This window comes from Pseudomonas sp. P1.31, from assembly GCF_001269815.1.
GTDB lineage: Bacteria > Pseudomonadota > Gammaproteobacteria > Pseudomonadales > Pseudomonadaceae > Aquipseudomonas > Aquipseudomonas rustica.
On sequence record NZ_LHVN01000021.1, the window covers coordinates 15,022 to 36,048 of the forward strand.

Here is a 21,027-nt window from a genome sequence, read left to right on the forward strand (position 1 = left end):
TAACTCCTGTCAGAAAGCCGAAAGATTTGCATAAGGGGAGTTACAGGTATAGCTAAAACCTCAACTTTTGCGATGTAAAAGCAGAAAATTCACACAAGGCTGCGCGCCCGATCACAATGGTCATTTGACAGACGCCGGCCATCCGGCAAAGCTGCACCGAGCTTGAATGCACACCAGACGGTAAATGCACCTGGACCACGGAAGTCGTAATGCCCAAGCATAAAAATAAAGCGGTACAACCTGACCCTGATTCGTCTCAATCTTCACTTTCTCGTTACCTGTTCCCTGTCTCCATCGGCGTGCTGCTGGCGGCCGTGGCGGGGATCGGCTGGTTTCTGTTCAGCCCTGCGCCCGTTACCGCACCGCTCACGGTGCCCCCGATCAGTGCGCCGGCGCCCGCGCCTGCCGCGCCCAAGCCGCAAGCGGTCGCGCTGAAACCGGCGAGCATGGTCGACGAGCAACAATGCCAAGGCTGCCACACCGAGCAAGTCAAAGACTGGCAAGGCTCGCACCACCAATTGGCGATGCAACCGGCGAACGCCGAGACCATGCTCGGTGACTTCAATAACGTCACGTTCAAGGCTGAAAAAGAGACCACGAAGTTCACCCGCAAGGGCGACGAGTTCTGGGTCAATACGCCCGGCATCGACGGCAAGAACGCCGATTTCAAAGTGGCCTACACCTTCGGCATCGCGCCGCTGCAGCAGTACTTGATCGAGGTTGGCGAAGGCCGTTTGCAGGCGCTTGGCGTGGCCTGGGATACCCAGAAAAACCGCTGGTTTCATCTCTATCCCGGCCAAGGCGTGAACTTCAAGAATCCGCTGCACTGGAGCAAGCCGAGCCAGAACGCCAACTTCATGTGCGTCGAGTGCCACACCACCGGTTTCAAGCGCAACTTCGATGCCGCCAGCAATACCTTTAACAGTCAGTGGAACAGCCTCGGCGTCGGTTGTCAGGCCTGCCATGGCCCGGCCTCCAATCACCTGGAATGGACGCAGAAAAAGGGCGACCTGATCCATCAAGGTTTCGACGTCGACCTCAAGGACAAGAACGCCACGGTCGAGATCGAAACCTGCGCCCGTTGCCATGCGCGTCGTGCGCCGCTGGGCGATGGCTACACCGTCGGCAAACGCCTGATGGACGATTACCTGCCGAGCACCCTCACCCGCGAGCTGTATGCGCTGGACGGCAAGATCAAGGACGAGGTGTTCGAACACGGCTCGTTCCTGCAAAGCAAAATGTTCGACAAAGGTGTGCGTTGCAGCAATTGCCACAACCCGCACAGCAACGAACTGAAAGCGCCGGGCAACGCGGTGTGCCTGCAATGCCACAACACCGCCGGCAAAACCTCCGTTGAAGGGGTCGACGGCAAAGGCCTGCAAGCGAAGAATTACGACTCCATCGAACACACGCGCCACACCATGGGTCAGCCGGGTTCGCAGTGCGTGGATTGCCACATGCCCGGCAAGTTCTACATGGGCAACGACTTCCGCCACGACCACAGCTTCAGCATTCCCAACCCGGAACGCGCGCAGAAGCTCGGCACGCCGGACGCGTGTCTGACCTGCCATCAAGGCAAGGCTGGCGATAAAGTCACCGCGCAGTTCAAGCTGTGGAGCGCTTCCACCGCGCCGCAAGCACCGCGTTATGACGAAAGCCTGTGGCTGATCCGCAATGGCCAGCCCGGCGCCGCCGACGCGCTGTTTACGCAACTGCAACGCAGCAATCTGCCGGCAATCCAGCGCGCCACCCTGCTGGCGGAACTGCCGCTGTATCCAAGCGAACAGGCGTTGAAACTGGCGACACAGGATCTGAAAAATCCAGAGCCGCAGGTGCGTGAAAGCGCAGCGCGGGCAATCAGTGCGTTTCTGCCTCCGCCTGAACGTGCGCCATTGTTGTCGCCACTGTTGGGCGATCCGGTGAAAGCGGTACGCATTGTGGTCGCGCGGGATTTGCTCAGCGTCGCCCGCAGCAGCGGTCTCGGTGCGGCGCAAGCCAACTGGGAAGCCGCGATTGGCGAGTACGAGGCGGTGCAGAAGATTCTGCTGGAACGCGCCGAAGCGAACCTCAATCTGGCCATGCTCTATCAGGCCAGTGGGCGCAGTTCGGAAGTTGAAGCGTTGCTGCGAGATGCGCTCAAGCGTGATCCGGACTTCTACCCGGCGCTGGTGACACTGGTGCAATGGCTGGAGGCCAGCGGCCGTAGTCAGGAAGCGCAGACACTGCTCGACGACAGCATCAAGGAACACCCGGACGCCGCGCTGTTGCAGCACACTCGGGGCTTGTCATTGATCCGCGCCGGCAAGACGACTGAAGCGATGGTTGCGCTGCACAAAGCTGCGCAACTGGAACCGCAGAACGCCCAGTACGGTTATGTGCTGGCGGTGGCGTTGCACGAGGGCGGCAAGGTTGATGAGGCTTGCGCGATTCTCGAAGGTTTGCTGAAGGTACAACCAGCGAATCGTAATGCGCGGCTGTCGTTGATCCAGTACTACCTCGACAGCGGCCAGGAGCCCAAGGCGCAGGTGTTGTTGCAGGGGTGGAAGAAGATGAATATGGGGGATCCGGCGCTTAAGTGATTGGCTGGAAAATGTCGTCCCCTCACCCTAGCCCTCTCCCGAGGGAGAGGGAACCGAATGGGGAATATTCACGAGCTTCACCGACTTGAACGATCGGTTTTGAATCCATAATCGACTCGGTCTTTCACGTCGGTGTACTTCGCCCTACAACTCGATCAGTCCCCTCTCCCTCCGGGAGAGGGTTAGGGTGAGGGGCTTTTGATGGTTAAACCACAATCACCAGGAAGACGTCTCCCCGCTCCTCAACGCCATTTCCCGCCGACTACTCGCCCGCATCGCCTTGATCAGCGACACCGTGCCCACGAGCAATATCGCCGCACCAAACACAAAGTCGATGTTGTACAACTGAAAGTCCTGCACCGGCCCGACCAGCACCACCCGCACCACAGCAATCCCCACCAGCGTGGCCAGAAAATCGATCCCCGGTTCGTCGCGATAAAACACCAGCATCAGCGGCAGGCACAGCACCAGCAACATCAACAACACCACGACTTTGAACGAGTCTTTACGCTCAACGCTAAAGGCACATTCGTGCGCCCCGTAAGCCTTGTAATCCTCGTCGCGGATCAGCGAGTTTTTCTCGTTGATGTAGTCGACGCGGTTGTACTTCTGGATTGGCGTGAAGGTGTTGGACATTTCCATCAGCGTGGTGATGTTCCTGAAACGCAGGTCGATGCTCTCGCTGCCCTTGAGGTAATAGAGCACCGGTTTGTAGCCGTAGCGATAGGTGTCGAACGGGAACGCGGCGACCTGGCCCTGAACACCGATCGGGCGTGGTTCCAGTTCGGCGTAAGCGCTTTTGTTGGAGGATGCCAGGTTGCGACTGAGCGGCTGAACCTTGACTTGTTCAAGGAAGATCGGCGTCGCGCCGAATGTCCACTGCAGCGGTTCCAGTCTCAGGCGCAGTTCATTGCGACCGAGGTCGTAGCGATTGAACGTGCGCTCGGACACCACCAATGAGCCGTCGACCATGAACTCGCCGCGCAGGTTATTGGTGACGCGCAAGGTCAGTTGATCCTTGCCCAGCAACGCCGCTTGCGTGGACGGTGGCGTGCCGCACCACGCGGTGCTTTCGCCGACACCGCCGAGCTGGCCGTTGCGGTTTTCCTTGAACACATAGAAGTAACTGGCCCACAGCGTCAGCATCAACAGCATCGCCGTGAGGCCCAAAATCTTTTTGCCCACACTCACAAACCCGACTCCCTTCATCGATTCCATCGTCCAGCCGAATCCCGCTGGCGGGCGGGACTTTAACAAAATGCCATCATCGACCCAAGGAAATATCCCCGATGGCAGAGGCCCGTAAGGGTTTCCCCCACATCCAATGGCCGCAATACTTCTGCTGCCACACTGGCCCATTGTGGCGAGGGGATTTATCCCCGATGGGTTGCGAAGCAGCCCCAAAACCTGCCGACCCGGTACATCAGACACACCGCATGCAACGGGCTTGCGACTGCTGCGCAGCCGAGCGGGGATAAATCCCCTCGCCACAACGGAGTTCTCCTGACAGTGTCGGTGCAGCGGGAAACAGGCTCGGCGAAGGTACAAAAAACCATATCAGACCGCGTCAGATAGCCGCAGGCAAAGCCAATATCTGATCCGCACAAATCAACAATTCCTGAGCCTGTTTTGTTTTCCACGGTGTTCCTACAGTGCAGCCCATGTCAGACCGGGTGGCCTGGCAAGACTTTGCAACCGTGGATGAACTGACCATGAGCACAGCAATAATCGGACAGGCTTATAACTACAAAGTCGTCCGCCAATTCGTCATTGCGACCATTTTCTGGGGTGTCGTGGGGATGGCGATGGGGGTATGGATCGCCTCTCAATTGGTATGGCCGGACATGAATCTGGACTTGCCGTGGACCACCTTCGGCCGCTTGCGACCGTTGCACACCAGCCTGGTGATTTTCGGCTTCGCCGGCAGCGCGCAATTCGCCGCCAGTTACTACGCGGTACAGCGCACCTGCCAGGTGCGGCTGTACTCGGACACCCTCGCAGCGTTCACTTTCTGGGGCTGGCAATCGGTGATCGTGATCATGCTGATCACCCTGCCGCTGGGCTACACCACCACCAAGGAATACGCCGAAATAGAATTTTCCGGCGCGGTGTGGATGGCCGTGGTCTGGGTCGCCTACGCCGTGGTGTTCTTCACCACCGTGGTGCAGCGCAAGACCAAACACATCTACGTCGGCAACTGGTTTTTCGGCGCGTTCATTTTGGTGATTGCGATGCTGCACGTGGTCAATCACCTGTCGATTCCGGTCGACTGGTTCAAGTCGTATCCGGTGTATTCCGGGGCCACCGACGCGATGGTGCAGTGGTGGTACGGGCACAACGCGGTGGGTTTTTTCCTCACCACCGGTTTCCTCGGGATGATGTATTACTTCGTGCCGAAACAGGTCAATCGACCGGTGTATTCGTATCGGCTGTCGATCGTGCATTTCTGGGCATTGATCACCCTGTACATCTGGGCCGGCCCGCACCACTTGCACTACACGGCGCTGCCGGACTGGGCGCAGTCACTCGGCATGGCCATGTCGTTGATCCTGCTCGCGCCGAGCTGGGGCGGGATGATCAACGGCATGATGACGCTCTCCGGCGCCTGGCATAAATTGCGCACCGACCCGATTCTGCGCTTTCTCGTGCTGTCGCTGGCGTTCTACGGCATGTCGACGTTCGAAGGGCCGATGATGGCGATCAAAACCGTCAACGCCCTCTCCCACTACACCGACTGGACCATCGGCCACGTTCACGCCGGGGCGTTGGGCTGGGTGGCGATGATCACTTTCGGCGCGACCTACCACATGGTGCCGAAAGTCTTCGGCCGCGAGCAGATGTACAGCACGCCGCTGATCAACCTGCACTTCTGGCTGGCGACGATTGGCACGGTGTTGTACATCGCCTCGATGTGGGTCAACGGCATTACCCAGGGACTGATGTGGCGGGCGATCAACGAGGACGGCACGCTCACGTACTCGTTTGTCGAAGCACTGCAGGCCAGTCACCCGGGGTTCATCGTGCGTTTTGCCGGCGGGGTGTTCTTTCTTAGCGGGATGTTGCTGATGGCTTACAACGTCTGGCGTACGGTGCGCGTGGCTGATGTGGCGCTGGCTCAGCGTGAAGCGCAGATTGCCTGAGGCTGGGAGGCCGTCATGATCGAGGTGTTTTTTGATGGGCTGGGCGTGGTGTTTTTGTGGCTGGCGGTGGAGTACTGCTTGCGGCGGGAGACGGCGGAGAGTCTGGATGAGGCTAGTATGGTGCCGTTTGCTGACGATCCGGAGGTGGCGCGGCGGGTTGAGTTGGCTACCGGGAAAAGCGTGAAAGCGGTGGCGCCGGAAGCGCTAAAACCGGGTTGGATCAACCTCGATATGTAAATCCCGGCCCCTGTAGGAGCTGCCGAAGGCTGCGATCTTTTGACTTTGGATTTTTAGAAGCAAGATCAACAGATCGCAGCCTTCGGCAGCTCCTACAAAGGCGCGTGCGATCAGCCGCGTTCGCGGGGGATAAGGCTCTGCAATTGCAACGCCAAAAAATTCGCATCAAACACAAACGTGTCCGGATCCTTCAAACCATTGGTCTTGCGCCACTGCCACTCGCCGCCCGGCAGCCCCACCAACGAAATACTGCCGTAACGCGCCGCCGTCAGCCCCATCACCGCCAGCGAAATCTGCCCGGCGCTGCCCATCACATCGGGCACAAACTCCACCGGTTTGCCGGCAATCACGATGCTCAGTTTCTCGGTCTTGAACGTCGAGGTCTCGACCGGCGTACTCGGGCCGAACGCAACGTACGCCTCGCGGCTCACTTCCAGCAGATTCGGCGCCTGCACCGGCTCCAGCCATCGCTGAATATCGCCGAACAGCCCTTCGATCCGGCTCGCCCAGACCTGCGACTGCGTTTCGAACAGTTGCTTTTTGTGCGCTTCGCTTTCGGCGTAATGACGAAGCATCTCGCCCAGTTGCTGTACGTCGCTCATTGCTGTGTGCCTCGGAAAGGATCCTGCGATGTTCGATAGTGGCAGATCGAAGCCCCGGTGTACGGTAAATCGCCTGCGGTTTTGCAACACACCGTGACACTTGCGTGAAAGATCAGCGGTACAGTCAATTGCTGCTGGCATCAGGCCTTGAAGAAAAGGACACTCGGGGAAAACACAGATCATTGATCGAGGAATTTCAATGCGCACCATCGGCCTGATCGGCGGTATGAGCTGGGAGTCCAGCGCCGAATATTATCGACTCATCAACCAACAGGTTCGCGACCGGCTCGGGCCACTGCGTTCGGCGCAAATACTGATGTACAGCGTCGACTTCGGCCCGGTCGAACAAGCCCAGCACGCCGGGCGCTGGGACGATGCGGCGGCGATTCTGGTGGATGCGGCGCGCAGGCTCGAAGCGGGCGGCGCTGATTGCGTGGTGCTGTGTACCAACACCATGCACAAGGTCGCCGAGCAGATTCAGGCAGCGATCACCATTCCGTTTTTGCACATCGCCGAACCGGCAGCCCAGGCTGCGATCGCAATCGACGCACGCACCGTTGGCCTGCTCGGCACAGCGTTCACCATGGAACAGGATTTCCTCAAGCAGCGCCTGATCGCTCAGGGTTTGAAGGTTCTGGTGCCGGACGAAGCCGAACGCAAGGACGTGCACCGGATCATCTACGACGAACTCTGTGTCGGCGTGATCAGCGAAGCCTCGCGGCAGACCTACCAAAAAGTCATTGAATCCCTGACCGCACGCGGCGCTCAGGCAATCATCCTCGGTTGCACCGAAATCGGCATGTTGGTCAAACCCGAACACAGCGCCCTGCCCCTGCTGGACACCACCGAACTGCATGCGCAGTCGGCTGTGGCGTTCGCACTGGGCGACTGAGTCAGGTTTTAGTGCTGCGTCGCAGTCGGGCCATGCTCAGGGTGTCGACCCATTGCCCGTCACGCACCGCGTAATCGCGGAACAGCCCTTCATCCTCGAACCCGAACTTGCGGTAGAGGCTGATCGCCGCTTCGTTGTCGGCATACACCGAAAGCTCGACGCGGTGCAGGTTCATCCAGTTGTCGGCGACGTCCAGCGCCGCCGTCAAAAGCTTCGACCCAACACCTTTGCCCTGCCACGCCACCGCAACGGCCATGCCGAAACTGCCGGCATGCGCCCGGCGAATCCGTGAAAACGCTTCCAGCCCGAAATTGCCGATCACCACACCTTCATGCAGCGCCACCAGCTTCACCGCCCGATCGTTTTCCGCCTGCAACCGCTGACGCCAGACTTCGGTGGATTGAAACGGCATCTGCAACACCTGCCGCGCCACGGCCGGGTCGTTATACAGCGCAGTGACGCCCTCGATGTGGGCTTCGCTGAAGCGTTCGATATGGATGTCGTCAGGCATGGCAGATCCGTCCGTGATCTCTATGTGGCCGTCCACTCTAAACCGACAACGCCCTCATCCGCCACAGACAAACCCGTGTAGGAGCTGCCGAAGGCTGCGATCTTTTGATCCTTGTTTTTTAAGATCAAGATCAAAAGATCGCAGCCTTCGGCAGCTCCTACAGGGGGATGTGTGTGTCAGGTCAGGGCGACTTCTTCTTCGGCGACGGCCGCTGTTGCGGTTGTGGTCGAGGCTTGCGCGGTCTGGCTGAAATCGCGCAGATAGACGATGAATTCCTGCAACAGGCGATCCCACAATTCGAGGTTGCCGCGCAGGTGATCGTTGCTGACCCCGGCGCCGACCACCACGTCCATTTCCATCACCAGAAATTCGCCCTGCAACGACAACCGCGCAAAACGCCGAGTGGCGTTCCAGCGTTCCGCGACGCCGGCCGGCAGCTCACCTTGCACGCGCAATGCGCAACTGAACGTGAAGTCGACGTAGCTGCCCTGCTCCGCCGCCGGATTGCCGAAACGCACGGCGTAGCCGATGCCTTGGCTGGCGCTGAGTAGCTGGACGATGCCGTTCTGTTCGGTCTGGTTGACGCGATAACCGGCGGCTTGCAGCACATCGGTCAAGGATTGCGGGGACACCTGGGTGATCAATTGAGTCATTGGATCTTCCTTGTTCTTCAGATTGAGACGCCATGCTTGGGCTGATTCGGTCATGGCGTTTTCAAGCGTAGACCGTTCTGCCGGGTTGGCATGGAGAATCAAAATCAAAAGATCGCAGCCTTCGGCAGCTCCTACAGGGGAATACCGCCCAATGTAGGAGCTGCCGAAGGCTGCGATTTTTTGCTTCAGGAATAGACCGGCCAGGTGTCGACGATTTTGCCGCCGCGCACCGCGAGTAAATCGCCGAATTGCAGCAGTACGGCTTCAGTCTGGGTCGGGCGCAGGAAGACTTGATCTTCGATATTCAGGCCCACCGCGCTGGAGCCGTTGACCATCTCCTGATTGGAGCTGCGCCCGTATACCGTGTTGCTCTGCAAACCCTGTGGCGATTCGAATTCGGCCATCCAGTTGCCGCCGTAGATGAAAAAGGTCTCGCGCTGATTCGCGTCCCACCAAGAAAACAGCCGCGACTTGTCGTCCAGCGCCGGGATGTTCACCGCGCCGGTGCTTTTCAACACCGGCGTGGCGATATAGGTCGCAGGTACATGCTCGGTCAGCGACGGCAAATCGTAGTGCGTCGGCTTGAGCATCGCCGTGCCCACCGACACTTCCGTGCTCAGCTTCTCATGTTCATGCATGCGATAACTCGGGCTGCCGGCGGTGTTCAGGCACAGTCCGTCGTGCCACAAACCGGGAAACTGCTGTCGAGTGAAATCAACGCAGCGCTGATAAATCACCATGACTTTGGCGAACAATTCCTCGGGCGAACCGAGTATCCCCGGCACGCCCATGCCCACGAACGGGTCGTAGCCCATAAACCCGGCAAACTGCAGATGCTGCGGGTTGGCGCTGATCAGGGTGAGCATTTGCCCCAGCACATTCACATCACTGACCCCGCCACGATGCAGGCCAACATCCAGCTCGATGTTGATGCGCATCCGCGTGCCCAAGCCCTGTGCGAGTTGCAGGTATTGCTGCAATCGTTCAGGGCCGTCGAGCAGCCATTGCAACTGCTTCGACGGATCAAACGGGCCTTTGTGGGTTTGGTAAAACAACTCGGCTGAACGTACCGGCAATGGCTTGCCGAGCAAAATATCCGACTGCGGAAAGGTCACCGCATCGTGATTGAGAAACGGCTGATGAAACGACATCAAACGCTGTGTCCCCGCGCGTTGCGCGATGTAACTCAGCAGCCCCGGCGACGGCAGTGATTTCTCCACCAGGCGCAAATGTTTGCCGCCGCGCTTCACCGACTGCATGACCACGTCGATGTTGTGATCGAGGCGATCCAGATCGATCAGCAGCACCGGCCGCATCGAGCCTTCATCTTTCAACTCGCGATTGAGCGCACGAAAATAATCGCTGTAAGGCCCGCCACGATCGCCCGGCCGCAACCACGCGCCAACCCCGACCAGCAAGGCGCCGACACCCAATGTACCGAGCAGGAAGTTACGTCGATTAACCGCCATCAGCTCACCCCCAGAATCGATGACAAATGCGCGTTCAAGAATCGCCCGCTCGGATCCAGCGCCTGGCGCACGTCGACAAACTCGCGCCAGCGCGGGTACAGCGGTTGCAGGTTTTTCGCGTTGAGCGTGTGCAATTTGCCCCAGTGCGGGCGGCCGTTGTACTTCCAGAAAATCGGTTCGACCGCCGCAAAAAAGTTGTGATGATCCATCTGGTAATGCTGGTGCACCGAGATCGAACAGCTGTCGCGGCCCTCGAACATGCTCAGCGGAATGTCGTCGGCTTTGACGTAACGGTACTCGATGGGAAACCAGGTGCGCAGATCCTTGTCCTGAATCAGCTTGAGAATCTCGCGCAGACAGGCCGGGCCGTGTTCGGCGGGCACCGAATATTCCATCTCGTTGAAGCGCACGGTGCGCACGTTGGCGTAGATGTCAAACGAGTCGCCGATGCGATCATCGAAACTCGCCAAATGGCGCAGGCTGTTGAGCATGGTGCGGCGCAGGTCGGGGAAGTCGCTGCCATATTTGTCGATCTTTTCGATCAGAGTGACGAACTCGTTGCCGCCCTCTTCTTCCGGCGGGATGGGCGGCGTGGCCGGCTCGTCGGTTTCGTTGAGGGCGATGGACAAGGCGTAGTCGGAGTGGGTGACTACGAGCATTTCCCAGTGCTGGTTTTCGCTGGTGTTCTTGTCGATGTCTTCCAGCAGCTCTTCGGTTTTGGCGATCCATTGACGTTCGCGCAAGCGATAAGCCGGGCGGTTTTGCAGACGAATTTTGGTCGCCACGCCGAGGGCGCCGAGGGAGACCCGCGCCGCGTTGAACACCTCGGGATGACGCTGACTGTCGCAATCGAGCACCTCGCCGCTGGCCGTCACCAACTGCATGCCGCAGACGTGGGCCGAGTAGGACTGGAAGTTTTTGCCGGTGCCGTGGGTCGAGGTGGAGATCGCGCCGGCGAGGGTCTGGTAGTCGATGTCGGCCATGTTTTGCAGGGCCTGGCCGATGTCTTTTAACGGTACGCCCATGCGCGACATTGGTGTGCCGGCGGCGAATTCCGCCTGTAAGGTTTTTGCATCGTGATCGAGCAGGCCGTTGAAGTAGCTCAGCGACAGCAGCGTGCCGTCGGTGGGCACCAGAGCGCTGAAGGAATGCGCCGAACCGACCGGGCGGATCTTGCCTTGGGCCTGTTTGATCACACTTGTCAGTTCGTCGAGATTCTTCGGCGCAAGGCGCGCCGCCGGCAGGCAACTCTGCCCGCCCGACCAGTTGCGCCACGGAATCAGCCGTGGCGCGCGCATCAATTGGCCGAGAGCCGGATTGCTCGCCAACGCGCTGAACGCGCCGATGATGCTAGCCCGTTGCAATAACTGGCGCCGTGTCAGATCCATCGTCATGCCGGGCACCTTATTGTGGGAGCGGCTGGTCGGCCATGAAGCCGATCAATTGCAGAAATTGTTCTTCGCTGCACTCGACGCACTGACCCATCGGCGGCATACCGTTGTAGCCGTTGATGGCGTGGTCGAGCAGCGTGTCGGCGCCTTGCTGGATGCGCGGTTCCCAGGCTTTGCGGTCGCCGGTGAGTGGCGCGTTGGCGGCGAGATTGGCGTGGCAGAGCTGGCAACTGTTGGCGTAGATCTGCGCCAGTGCCGGGTCTTTGGGCATGGCGTTGCTGGCGGTGGTGGCCGGAGGTTTGGGGTCTTCGCCGCAGCCAAACAGCGCCACGGATAAAGTCAGCAGTAATGTGATGGGAATTGCCCGCATGACGATCCTCAAGGGTGGCATCGCTTATTGTTGTGATCACACCTTAAGGCAGGCGCGCCAGCGGGTTGAGGGCATTGCGGGACAGTGAGGGGGGCAAACGGGGCCAGCCGAATCCGACATATCCCCCTGTTGATGATCGTTCCCACGCTCTGCGTGGGAATGCAGCCCCGGACGCTCTGCGTCCGATTGGAACGCAAAGCGTCCCTTGAGGCATTCCCACGCGGAGCATGGGAACGAGCAGATCAAAAGATCGCAGCCTTCGGCAGCTCCTACAGGGGGGCTATGGGGCCACCCCTTCTGTTCTGGGGGTTTGCGTGACATTCGGGTGACATTTGCGGGTTTAAAATTCAGGGCATTCAGGCGTATAACCGTTACAGACTTTCAAATTGGTACGCGGGGTAGCGACATGAGCACAGCAAACATCCTTGGCAATCTGTTCCCTTCTGTCAGCGACATCCCGGAAAAATATCGCCTCGACGGTCAGGTCGAGCAACGTGAATATCTGGTCGACGGCCAGTTGCGCCGCTGGGACGGCCCGCTCGCCACGGTGCGCAGCCCGGTGTATCTGCACGGTGACAATGGCGACGAGCAAGTCATCCTCGGCAGCACGCCGTTGCTTGATGCCGACACCGCCCTCACCGCCCTCGACGCCGCCGTGCGTGCCTACGACCGTGGCCAGGGCCTGTGGCCGACCATGCGCGTGGCCGAACGCATTCAGCACGTCGAAGCCTTCCTCGGCCGCATGCGCCAACAGCGCGACGCCGTGGTGAAACTGCTGATGTGGGAAATCGGCAAGAACCTCAAGGACTCGGAAAAAGAGTTCGACCGCACCTGCGATTACATCGTCGATACCATCAACGCGCTCAAGGAACTCGACCGCCGCTCCAGCCGTTTCGAGCTGGAACAGGACACCCTCGGCCAGATCCGCCGCGTACCACTCGGCGTCGCGCTGTGCATGGGCCCTTACAACTATCCGCTGAACGAGACCTTCACCACGCTGATCCCGGCGCTGATCATGGGCAACACCGTGGTGTTCAAACCGGCCAAGCTCGGCGTTCTGCTGATCCGTCCTCTGCTTGAAGCGTTCCGCGACAGCTTCCCGACCGGCGTGATCAACGTGATCTACGGCAGTGGCCGCGAAACGGTCAGCGCGCTGATGGCCAGCGGCAAGATCGATATTTTCGCCTTCATCGGCACCAACAAAGCCGCCAGCGACCTGAAAAAACTGCACCCGAAACCACACCGCTTGCGCGCCGCCCTGGGTCTGGACGCGAAGAACCCGGGCATCGTCTTGCCGGAGGTCGATCTGGACAATGCCGTCAGCGAAGCCGTCACTGGCTCCCTGTCGTTCAACGGCCAGCGCTGCACCGCACTGAAAATCCTCTTCGTCCATGAAGACGTGGTCGACAGCTTTATCGAAAAATTCAACGCCAAACTGGCCACGCTGAAACCGGGTATGCCGTGGGACAGCGGTGTGTCGCTGACGCCGTTGCCGGAGGCTGGCAAAGTCGATTATCTGCACGGTCTGGTGGCCGACGCGCAGAGCAAAGGCGCGCAAGTGGTCAACCCCAATGGCGGCGAATCCCGTGAATCGTTCTTCTACCCGGCGGTGCTGTACCCGGTGAACCCGCAGATGCGCGTTTATCAGGAAGAGCAGTTCGGCCCGGTGGTGCCGATCGTGCCGTACCGTCACCTCGATACGGTGATCGATTACGTGCTGGAGTCGGATTTCGGCCAGCAGCTGAGCATCTTCGGCACCAACCCGGTGGCGGTCGGCCGACTGGTCGACACCTTTGCCAATCAGGTCGGGCGGATCAACCTCAACGCGCAATGCCAGCGAGGCCCGGACACTTATCCGTTCAACGGGCGCAAAAACTCCGCTGAAGGGACGTTGTCGGTGCACGACGCACTGCGGGTATTCTCGATCCGCACGCTGGTGGCGACCAAGTTCCAGGACAGCAATAAGGATCTGATCAGCGAAATCATTCGTGGCCGCGATTCGAGTTTCCTGACCACGGACTACATCTTCTAAGCGGATTGGGAAGTCATCAGCTTCTCGTCTAAATCCACAAAGCCCCCGGCATTTCAGTGTCTACACTGATTCCAGCGCTGCACTGGATGCCGGGAGCTGGACATGCTTGATTACGTCGCGTTGGGTCTGTTGGTGTTTGTCGGTCTCGTGCTGTTCTACGGGATCATCGTGCTGCATGACATTCCGTACGAAATTGCCGTTCACCGTAATCACCCGCATCAGGATGCGATCCATGCCACGGGCTGGGTCAGCCTGTTCACCCTGCATGCGCTGTGGCCGTTTCTGTGGATCTGGGCGATGGCGTATCGCGAGGATCGCGGTTGGGGTTTCGGTGACGGCAAACCGGTGCAGAACCATGTGCTGCGGCTGGAGCAGCAAGTCATAGAGCTGCAAGGTCGCATTGAGCGGCTTGAAGCGCAGTCACCGCGCTCTGATAAAGAGGGGAACTGAGCATGGATCTGCTGCTCATCCTCACGTACGCCGCATTCTGTGTCGCGCTGTTCAAGATCTTCCGCATCCCGCTGAATAAATGGACGGTGCCCACCGCCGTTCTGGGCGGAATCCTGATCATCGGTGCGCTGATTTTCACCATGAACTACAACCACCCCTACTCCGAGGTGGCGCGTTCCTACTTCGTTTCTGTGCCAGTGATTCCCATCGTCAGCGGCCAGGTGATCGAAGTACCGGTGCACGGCAACGAGCCGCTGGAAAAAGGCGATGTGCTGTTTCGCATTGATCCGACGCCGTTTGAAAACCGGGTGAAATCGCTGAAGGCGCAACTGGTCGCGGCCAAGGGCGATCGTTATCGCATCACCGAATTGATCCGCCGTAACTTCGGCACTCAGCGCGAACTGGATGCCGCCATCTCACGCACCGATGACCTGCAGGCGCAACTCGACAACGCCCAGTTCGAGCTGGACAACACCACCGTTCGCGCGCCGAGCAAAGGTTTCGTCACCCACGTTTCGTTACGCCCGGGAATGATGGCGAGCAAGTTGCCCTTGCGTCCGTCCATGGTATTCATCCCTGAAGAAGGCCAGTATTTTGCGGCGTGGATGCGTCAGAACAGCCTGCTGCGTCTGACTGTCGGCGACGAGGCAGAAGTCGCCTTCGACGGCATTCCCGGCAAGGTCTTCGAAGGTCGGGTGAAAAGCGTCATCGGCGTGATTGCCGAAGGACAGATTCAACCGTCCGGCACGTTGATCGGCTACACCGGTTCACCGCCGGCCGGGCGAGTGCCGGTGATCATTGAGATCACCGATCCGGACTACGCCCAGTACGCCAAACAGATGCCCGGCGGCGCTTACGGTCAGGCGGCGTTGTACAGTCAGCACTTCCACCACATCGGCGCGATGCGCAAAATTCTCCTGCGCATGGCGGCCTGGATGAATTACATTTTCCCTTTCCATTGATCTGAAAAACACTGACGAGAGGTTCGCACTGAGTACTCACAGCACCCATCGACTGCCACCGCTATTGCGCCGAATCCTGCGACCGTTGCTCGATCCATACCGGCGCTACCGCCACGCCCGACTGATCCACGCCGTGCGTGTTGCCCTCGGGTTGCTGGCGACGATTCTGCTGACCACCGGCATCAATCTGCCCCACGGCGAGTGGGCTTCGGTGACCATGCTGGTGGTGATTGGCGGCTTGCAGCACCACGGCAACATCGGCAAAAAAGCCGCCGAACGCGCCACCGGCACGTTGATCGGCGCCGCCGTAGGCTTGGTTCTCGTGGCGCAACAGGCGTGGCTCGGCATGCCGTGGCTGACGTACTTTGCGATGGCGGTGGTCTGCGGATTCTTCTCCTATCACGCCATCGGCAAGGGGGGTTACACCGCTCTGCTCTCGGCGATCACGGTGTTTATCGTCGCCGGGCATGGTGACAACCCGATCACCGACGGCTTGTGGCGCGGCGTCGATATTCTGATCGGTATCGCCCTCGCCCTGGCCTTTTCCTTCGCGCTGCCGCTGTACGCCGTGTACTCGTGGCGCTACAACCTCGCCGATGCGCTGCGCGATTGCGCCACGGTGTATGGACGGATCATCAGCGGCCAACCGGTCAGCGCAGACGAGCATTTGAAACTGATGGGCCGTTTGGGCACGGTGATGGTGCAACTGCGCTCGCTGATGCCGTCGGTGTCCAAGGAAGTGAAGATTTCCATGACCGAACTGGATGCGATCCAGCGCAACCTGCGCATGTGCATCAGCACCCTGGAAATCCTCGGCAACACCCGCCCGGACGCTAACGACCCCGAGGCCATGGCGCATCTGCAATCAGCGCTGAAGGCTGAACACCGGCAGATTCGGGTGCAATTGATCGGCATGGCGCGGGCGTTGAAAACCGGCGCAAGCCAACGTCTCGATCGACCTGTGGAGTTGCCGGACGCCGGCCTGGACGCCCCGGTTTACAGCGCGCTGGACGGTTATCGCTTATTGACCCGACAGCTTGCTGCGAACATCGGCGACATGCGTCAGCGGCTAGCGAAAACCGCGCCGCGCTGGAACATCTGAAGCGCGGCGAATTTTCCCATGTAACAACGCAGACATGATCACTACAATGCGCCATCGCAAAGTACGTGAATGGATGCGCACATGCAGTTCAGGGAAAACATCAATGCTTTGAGGGCACTCGCCGTTTTGTCGGTGGTGCTCTTTCACTTCAACGTCCTCGGTTTCGATGGCGGCTTTGCCGGGGTCGACATGTTTTTCGTGATCTCCGGTTTCCTCATGACCGGGATCATCTTCAGCGGCCTGCAAAAAGAGAAGTTTTCCCTGCTCGGCTTCTACGCCTCCAGAGCCCGGCGGATCATCCCGGCGCTGGCGACGCTGTGCGTGGCGCTATTGATTTTCGGCTACGTGTATTTGCCGCTGGATGATTTCCGCGAATCGATCCGCACGATCAAAAGCAGTCTGCTGTTCAGCTCGAACTTCTTGTTCGCCAAAGACGGCAATTACTTCGACGCACCGCTGCACGAGAACTGGCTGCTGCACACCTGGTCGCTCTCCGTCGAATGGCAGTTCTACATGCTCTACCCCGTGCTGTTCATGGGGCTGCACAAATTCTTCGGTTCGCAAAAGACCCGCTATGCGCTGCTCGCACTGGCGGTGATCTCCTTCGCCGCATCGGTAGTGGTGACCGAGAAAAATCCGACCTTTGCCTTCTACATGCTGCCCACCCGCGCGTGGGAAATGATTGCCGGCGGACTGGTCTTTCTGTTTCCGCTGCGGCTCAGCCAGCGTAACGGCCTGCTCAGCGAAGCGTTTGGCTTGATCGCGATTTTGATCAGCGTTCTGGGCTTTTCCGAAAACGATCTCTGGCCAGGTTATCTGGCGCTGCTGCCGGTGCTGGGGACGATGCTGGTGATTTACGGCAACACGCATTCGCTGTTCAGCCGCAACAAGGCGCTGCAATTTACCGGAAGCATTTCCTACTCCGTTTACCTCTGGCACTGGCCGCTGGTGGTGCTACTGTATCTGTGCGGTTTGCTCAGCAGTTGGCCGCATGTGCTGGGCGGCATTGTTCTGTCGTTCGTGCTCGGTGCGCTGTCATTCCGATACGTGGAATCGAAAACCCGCAAGATCACCACGCCGCCGCGCACGCTGTTCAAGTTCGCCGCGCTGACGGTGGCGGTCATTGCCGTGGCGTCGGTGACCTCGTCGCTAGTGAAGAAGTATCCCGCTGCGCGGTTTGCATTCGTCGACCTCGGGCAACCGCAATACGCCAGCAAACTCTACCCAAAAGCGTGCTACGCCAACGCCTACGACGCGGCGGACTGCAAACTGGGCACCGGGGACGTTTCAGTGATTTTGTTCGGCGACAGTCATGCCGAATCGACCGCCGCTGCGGTGCAGATGAACAATCCGCACGCCGCCCTATCGTGGTCACGCGGTGGCTGTCCTCAATTGCAGAACTTCGAAATGCACGACAAGGATCTGCAAGCCAAATGCCAAGCCTTCAACCATGAAAAGCTGCAGATCTTGAAGGATTCGTACAAAGGCGTTCCAGTGGTGCTGTTCAGTCGGGCCGCGCTGTACTCCGATCCCGGCCGGGGCAACAGCTATCGCATTCACTTCCCTGACAGTCCCAAAGGTGAATCGGCCTTCATCGATGAATACGTGGCCGAGTACAGCAAAACTGTGTGTGCGATCGCGCAAAACCATCCGGTGTATATCGTCCGGCCGATCCCGGAAATGCCCTTCAGCGTATATAAAGGCCTGAACCTCAATCAGCGGATTTTCCAGCAGACCGCCGATATCTCGGTGCCTTTGGTCGACTATCAAAAACGCAACAGGATCGCCAATTTCACCATCGAAGCCGGTGCCAAACAGTGCAACGCAACAGTGATCGACCCGACGCCATCGCTGTGCCCCGATGGCAATTGCATGGGCTCGCTGAATGGCGAGCCGCTGTACTTTGATGACAATCATCTGGTCGATGCCGGCAATCAGCTTTTGAAAGGCGCGTTCAAAGATTTAATCAAAGCCATTTAAGGCCGTGCAGCGACACCGGTTCTGGACTTGAAACCCCAGCCCTGTTGCATGCCCGCTGCCGCCAGCAGAATCGCCGCCACGCCCAGCCATTGCAGCGGTTGCAGTCGATGACCGAAGGCAAACCAGTCGACGAAAATCGCCGCAATCGGATAGATGAACGACAGCGCACCGGTCAGTGCGGTCGGCAGTTTCTGGATCGCGCCGTAGAGCAGCACGTACATCAGACCGGTGTGGACGATGCCCAGCGTGATCAGGCTGGCCCACGCACTCGGCGCTTGCGGCAGCGCGGAGAAATGCGCGAATGGTGCGAGCAACAGTACGCCGGTGCAGACCTGGATCAGCGCGATCAAGTGCGGCGGTGTGCCGGTCAAACGCTTGATGATCAGCGCGGCTATCGCATAGAGAAACGCCGCGCCCAATGCCAGGGCAATGCCCATCAGGTAATCGTTTCCGCTCGCGCCCTGAGTACCGTGGGCGCTGACAATCGCCAGCATCCCCATAAATGAAATCGCCAGCCAGAACAGTTTCTGCAGGGTGATTTTTTCGCCGAGAAACAGCGCCGCCAACCCCACCAACATGAATGGCTGCACGTTGTACACCGCCGTGCCGATGGCAATTGAGGCTTTCGAATACGAGGCGAACAACAGCAGCCAGTTGCCAACAATCGCCACACCGCTGAGCACCGCCAGCAAGAATGTGGTGCGAGTGAGGATGCCCGGGCGCAGAAAGCCGAACGCAGCGCAAATCAGCAACAAGGTGCCAGCGCCGAACACGCAGCGCCAGAACACCACGTCCAGCACCGGTTGCCCGGAGACCAACACGAACCAGCCGATGGTTCCGGATATCAGCATGGCGGCGGTCATTTCAAATGAGCCGCGGCGGATTGTTGTGTCCATCATTTATCTCCTGTCTTTGTGACAAAAGTATGCCAAGCGGACAGCGGCTCTCTCCAGAGCAAAAGACAGGCTAAACTGCGAATCTGCCTTTTTTATCGCGGGTGATTTTCTGAAATCGCCTAATCCGGGAGGAGCTACATGACTGACGATATCGACCAGATTCTGATTAGCGCATTGATGGAAGACTCGCGCCGCTCGCTAAAGGCATTGGCGCAGATCAGCGGATTGTCGTCACCCAGCGTGGCCGAGCGCTTGAAGCGTCTGGAAGAACGCGGCGTACTCAAGGGCTACACCGTTGAGATCGATCCGAAATGCTTCGGCTATCAACTGCAAGCCATCGTCCGCGTGCGGCCGTTGCCGGGGCAGTTGCAGGAAGTCGAGCGGCAGATCATGTCGATCCCCGAATTCACCGAATGCGACAAGGTGACGGGCGAAGACTGCTTTATCGCCCGCCTGCATGTGCGCTCGATGGAACAACTGGACACCCTCCTCGACCGCCTCAATACGCTGGCGGAAACCAACACCGCGATCGTCAAGAAGACCCCGGTCAAGCGCCGTTTACCGCCGATGGCGTGAGTGCTTTTCCAACAGGTTCGGCGTAGATTGAGTTTTTTCCGGCGAAGGATTGGCGGTGATGAAAACTCAGGTCATGTTGATTGCAGCGGTGCTGTTCAGTGGTTGCGGGACGGTGCAAACGGTCGTGCGCAGCGATCAAGCCGCGGCCAAGAGCCTCAAGGACGAAAAAACCTACTGCGGCGCCGTGCCCCGAATCTACAGCGGCGTGACCTACGACTTCTGCCTGATGCACGCGGAAGTGAAGGACGGTGTCGACACCTTCGACTACAACAATGCCAACCCCGGCGTGCTGATCGATGCAGCGGCGTCCGGCGTCCTCGATACGCTGTTGCTGCCTTACACCATCTATAAACAGCACACAGACGGCAGCATCATTATCAATTGATCCCGTAAGCTTTCCTGCAGACAACAAAAAACCCGCCGAGGCGGGTTTTTCGTTTTCTAATGACAGCGATCAGTCGTCGCGGCTCATGATGCCGAAGATCTGCAACAAGCTGATGAACAGGTTGTAGATCGATACATACAGGCTGATGGTCGCCATGATGTAGTTACGCTCGCCGCCATGGATGATGGCGCTGGTCTGGAACAGAATGCAGACCGACGAGAACAGCACGAAACCTGCGCTGATCGCCAGTTGCAGGCCGCTGATCTGGAAGAAGAAGCTAGCCAGCGTTGCGCCCAGCAAGACGAAGAAACCAGCGGTGATGAAGCCACCGAGGAAGCTCATGTCTTTACGAGTGATTAACACGTAAGCCGACAGACCACCGAAGACCAGTGCAGTCATGGCAAATGCCGAGCTGACCACTTCAGCGCCGCCCTGCATGCCCAGGTAACGGTTGAGGATCGGGCCGAGCAGGAAACCCATGAAACCGGTCAAGGCAAACGCCGACACCAGGCCCCACGCGGAATCGCGGAGTTTGTTAGTGAGGAAGAACAGCCCGTAAAAGCCGATCAGCACCACGAAAATGTTCGGGTAGCCAACGCGCATCTGCTGCGCAACGAAAGCCATCACGCCGCTGAATGCGAGGGTCAGAGCCAGTAGGCCGTAAGTGTTGCGCAGGACGCGGCTAACCTCTAGCTGCTCAGCCTGCACGCCGTTATTAACTGCGTAATCCTGTTCGCGCATGGCGACACTCCTGTTGGTTTGAAACGTTCAGTCGCAAAGATCATAACAGACGCTCTGTA

20 protein-coding genes are annotated in these 21,027 nt (G+C 58.9%); 11 read left to right on the forward strand and 9 right to left on the reverse strand.

The genetic code is table 11. From position 1 onward, the window contains the following. Positions 1–209 precede the first annotated feature (209 nt). Positions 210–2,579, forward strand: coding sequence for a tetratricopeptide repeat protein (locus AD669_RS13770; RefSeq protein ID WP_053120647.1), 2,370 nt, complete (start codon positions 210–212; stop codon positions 2,577–2,579). A 216-nt stretch (positions 2,580–2,795) separates the two neighbouring features. Here AD669_RS13770 and AD669_RS13775 read toward each other — a convergent pair whose 3' ends face one another. Continuing rightward, positions 2,796–3,770 carry a hypothetical protein gene (locus AD669_RS13775; protein WP_053120935.1) on the reverse strand — a complete coding sequence of 325 codons (975 nt, stop codon included), beginning with the start codon at positions 3,768–3,770 and terminating at the stop codon, positions 2,796–2,798. Positions 3,771–4,291: 521 nt separating this feature from the next. Here AD669_RS13775 and ccoN point away from each other — a divergent pair. Together ccoN and AD669_RS13785 are read left to right on the forward strand one after the other, a co-directional pair. Then, positions 4,292–5,719: a cytochrome-c oxidase, cbb3-type subunit I gene (ccoN, locus tag AD669_RS13780; RefSeq protein WP_053120937.1), complete on the forward strand. Its 1,428-nt coding sequence runs from the start codon at positions 4,292–4,294 to the stop codon at positions 5,717–5,719. Between the two features lie 15 nt (positions 5,720–5,734). Further along, positions 5,735–5,956: a hypothetical protein gene (locus AD669_RS13785; RefSeq protein ID WP_053120649.1), complete on the forward strand. Its 222-nt coding sequence runs from the start codon at positions 5,735–5,737 to the stop codon at positions 5,954–5,956. A 110-nt stretch (positions 5,957–6,066) separates the two neighbouring features. On the opposite strand, the gene AD669_RS13790 is transcribed toward AD669_RS13785, so the two are convergent. Then, positions 6,067–6,558, reverse strand: a complete 492-nt coding sequence (locus AD669_RS13790; protein ID WP_053120651.1) for a hypothetical protein — start codon at positions 6,556–6,558, stop codon at positions 6,067–6,069. 199 nt (positions 6,559–6,757) lie between these two features. Here AD669_RS13790 and AD669_RS13795 point away from each other — a divergent pair, with 199 nt between their 5' ends. Continuing rightward, entirely contained in the window at positions 6,758–7,450 is a 693-nt protein-coding gene (locus AD669_RS13795) for an aspartate/glutamate racemase family protein (protein WP_053120653.1), read from the forward strand. Between the two features lies 1 nt (position 7,451). Here AD669_RS13795 and AD669_RS13800 read toward each other — a convergent pair whose 3' ends face one another. From AD669_RS13800 to AD669_RS13820, 5 genes are all read right to left on the reverse strand, one after another. Beyond that, positions 7,452–7,961: a GNAT family N-acetyltransferase gene (locus tag AD669_RS13800; protein WP_053120655.1), complete on the reverse strand. Its 510-nt coding sequence runs from the start codon at positions 7,959–7,961 to the stop codon at positions 7,452–7,454. Between the two features lie 176 nt (positions 7,962–8,137). Next, complete coding sequence (locus tag AD669_RS13805; protein WP_053120939.1) at positions 8,138–8,614, reverse strand: YbjN domain-containing protein; 477 nt, start codon at positions 8,612–8,614, stop codon at positions 8,138–8,140. A gap of 185 nt (positions 8,615–8,799) precedes the next feature. Next, complete coding sequence (locus tag AD669_RS13810) at positions 8,800–10,008, reverse strand: DSD1 family PLP-dependent enzyme (RefSeq protein ID WP_172680116.1); 1,209 nt, start codon at positions 10,006–10,008, stop codon at positions 8,800–8,802. A gap of 74 nt (positions 10,009–10,082) precedes the next feature. Then, positions 10,083–11,411, reverse strand: coding sequence for a D-arabinono-1,4-lactone oxidase (locus tag AD669_RS13815; RefSeq protein WP_172680117.1), 1,329 nt, complete (start codon positions 11,409–11,411; stop codon positions 10,083–10,085). Positions 11,412–11,487: 76 nt separating this feature from the next. Next, a complete protein-coding gene (locus AD669_RS13820; RefSeq protein WP_053120664.1) occupies positions 11,488–11,844 on the reverse strand; it encodes a cytochrome c5 family protein in 357 nt (118 codons plus the stop codon). A gap of 406 nt (positions 11,845–12,250) precedes the next feature. Between AD669_RS13820 and AD669_RS13825 the strand changes: the two genes are divergently transcribed. From AD669_RS13825 to AD669_RS13845, 5 genes are all read left to right on the forward strand, one after another. Beyond that, a complete protein-coding gene (locus AD669_RS13825; protein ID WP_053120666.1) occupies positions 12,251–13,876 on the forward strand; it encodes an NADP-dependent glyceraldehyde-3-phosphate dehydrogenase in 1,626 nt (541 codons plus the stop codon). Positions 13,877–13,978: 102 nt separating this feature from the next. Beyond that, positions 13,979–14,326, forward strand: a complete 348-nt coding sequence (locus tag AD669_RS13830) for a DUF3302 domain-containing protein (protein ID WP_053120668.1) — start codon at positions 13,979–13,981, stop codon at positions 14,324–14,326. Between the two features lie 2 nt (positions 14,327–14,328). Beyond that, positions 14,329–15,288, forward strand: a complete 960-nt coding sequence (locus AD669_RS13835; protein WP_053120670.1) for an HlyD family secretion protein — start codon at positions 14,329–14,331, stop codon at positions 15,286–15,288. 52 nt (positions 15,289–15,340) lie between these two features. Next, positions 15,341–16,390, forward strand: a complete 1,050-nt coding sequence (locus AD669_RS13840; RefSeq protein WP_172680118.1) for an FUSC family protein — start codon at positions 15,341–15,343, stop codon at positions 16,388–16,390. 81 nt (positions 16,391–16,471) lie between these two features. Next, the gene (locus tag AD669_RS13845; RefSeq protein ID WP_053120672.1) at positions 16,472–18,370 is read left to right on the forward strand and encodes an acyltransferase family protein; all 1,899 of its coding nucleotides are present in this window, start codon (positions 16,472–16,474) and stop codon (positions 18,368–18,370) included. On the opposite strand, the gene AD669_RS13850 is transcribed toward AD669_RS13845, so the two are convergent. Further along, entirely contained in the window at positions 18,367–19,266 is a 900-nt protein-coding gene (locus AD669_RS13850; protein ID WP_053120673.1) for a DMT family transporter, read from the reverse strand. The two genes, AD669_RS13845 and AD669_RS13850, sit on opposite strands and share 4 nt — an antisense overlap. Positions 19,267–19,404: 138 nt before the next feature. Between AD669_RS13850 and AD669_RS13855 the strand changes: the two genes are divergently transcribed. Both AD669_RS13855 and AD669_RS13860 read left to right on the forward strand, forming a co-directional pair. Continuing rightward, positions 19,405–19,842 (forward strand): Lrp/AsnC family transcriptional regulator, encoded by a 438-nt coding sequence (locus AD669_RS13855; RefSeq protein ID WP_053120674.1) that lies wholly within the window; start codon positions 19,405–19,407, stop codon positions 19,840–19,842. A gap of 58 nt (positions 19,843–19,900) precedes the next feature. Further along, positions 19,901–20,227 (forward strand): YceK/YidQ family lipoprotein, encoded by a 327-nt coding sequence (locus AD669_RS13860; RefSeq protein ID WP_053120675.1) that lies wholly within the window; start codon positions 19,901–19,903, stop codon positions 20,225–20,227. Positions 20,228–20,296: 69 nt separating this feature from the next. Here AD669_RS13860 and AD669_RS13865 read toward each other — a convergent pair whose 3' ends face one another. Continuing rightward, the gene (locus AD669_RS13865; protein ID WP_053120677.1) at positions 20,297–20,968 is read right to left on the reverse strand and encodes a Bax inhibitor-1/YccA family protein; all 672 of its coding nucleotides are present in this window, start codon (positions 20,966–20,968) and stop codon (positions 20,297–20,299) included. Between the last annotated feature and the right edge of the window lie 59 nt (positions 20,969–21,027).

Excerpts from the sequence above, each read along its gene's own strand:
- AD669_RS13770 (WP_053120647.1), top strand. The coding sequence starts at position 210 with ATGCCCAAGCATAAAAATAAAGCGGTACAACCTGACCCTGATTCGTCT.
- ccoN (WP_053120937.1), top strand. The coding sequence starts at position 4,292 with ATGAGCACAGCAATAATCGGACAGGCTTATAACTACAAAGTCGTCCGC.
- AD669_RS13785 (WP_053120649.1), top strand. The coding sequence starts at position 5,735 with ATGATCGAGGTGTTTTTTGATGGGCTGGGCGTGGTGTTTTTGTGGCTG.
- AD669_RS13790 (WP_053120651.1), bottom strand. The coding sequence starts at position 6,558 with ATGAGCGACGTACAGCAACTGGGCGAGATGCTTCGTCATTACGCCGAA.
- AD669_RS13795 (WP_053120653.1), top strand. The coding sequence starts at position 6,758 with ATGCGCACCATCGGCCTGATCGGCGGTATGAGCTGGGAGTCCAGCGCC.
- AD669_RS13800 (WP_053120655.1), bottom strand. The coding sequence starts at position 7,961 with ATGCCTGACGACATCCATATCGAACGCTTCAGCGAAGCCCACATCGAG.
- AD669_RS13805 (WP_053120939.1), bottom strand. The coding sequence starts at position 8,614 with ATGACTCAATTGATCACCCAGGTGTCCCCGCAATCCTTGACCGATGTG.
- AD669_RS13820 (WP_053120664.1), bottom strand. The coding sequence starts at position 11,844 with ATGCGGGCAATTCCCATCACATTACTGCTGACTTTATCCGTGGCGCTG.
- AD669_RS13825 (WP_053120666.1), top strand. The coding sequence starts at position 12,251 with ATGAGCACAGCAAACATCCTTGGCAATCTGTTCCCTTCTGTCAGCGAC.
- AD669_RS13830 (WP_053120668.1), top strand. The coding sequence starts at position 13,979 with ATGCTTGATTACGTCGCGTTGGGTCTGTTGGTGTTTGTCGGTCTCGTG.
- AD669_RS13835 (WP_053120670.1), top strand. The coding sequence starts at position 14,329 with ATGGATCTGCTGCTCATCCTCACGTACGCCGCATTCTGTGTCGCGCTG.
- AD669_RS13845 (WP_053120672.1), top strand. The coding sequence starts at position 16,472 with ATGCAGTTCAGGGAAAACATCAATGCTTTGAGGGCACTCGCCGTTTTG.
- AD669_RS13850 (WP_053120673.1), bottom strand. The coding sequence starts at position 19,266 with ATGGACACAACAATCCGCCGCGGCTCATTTGAAATGACCGCCGCCATG.
- AD669_RS13855 (WP_053120674.1), top strand. The coding sequence starts at position 19,405 with ATGACTGACGATATCGACCAGATTCTGATTAGCGCATTGATGGAAGAC.
- AD669_RS13860 (WP_053120675.1), top strand. The coding sequence starts at position 19,901 with ATGAAAACTCAGGTCATGTTGATTGCAGCGGTGCTGTTCAGTGGTTGC.
- AD669_RS13865 (WP_053120677.1), bottom strand. The coding sequence starts at position 20,968 with ATGCGCGAACAGGATTACGCAGTTAATAACGGCGTGCAGGCTGAGCAG.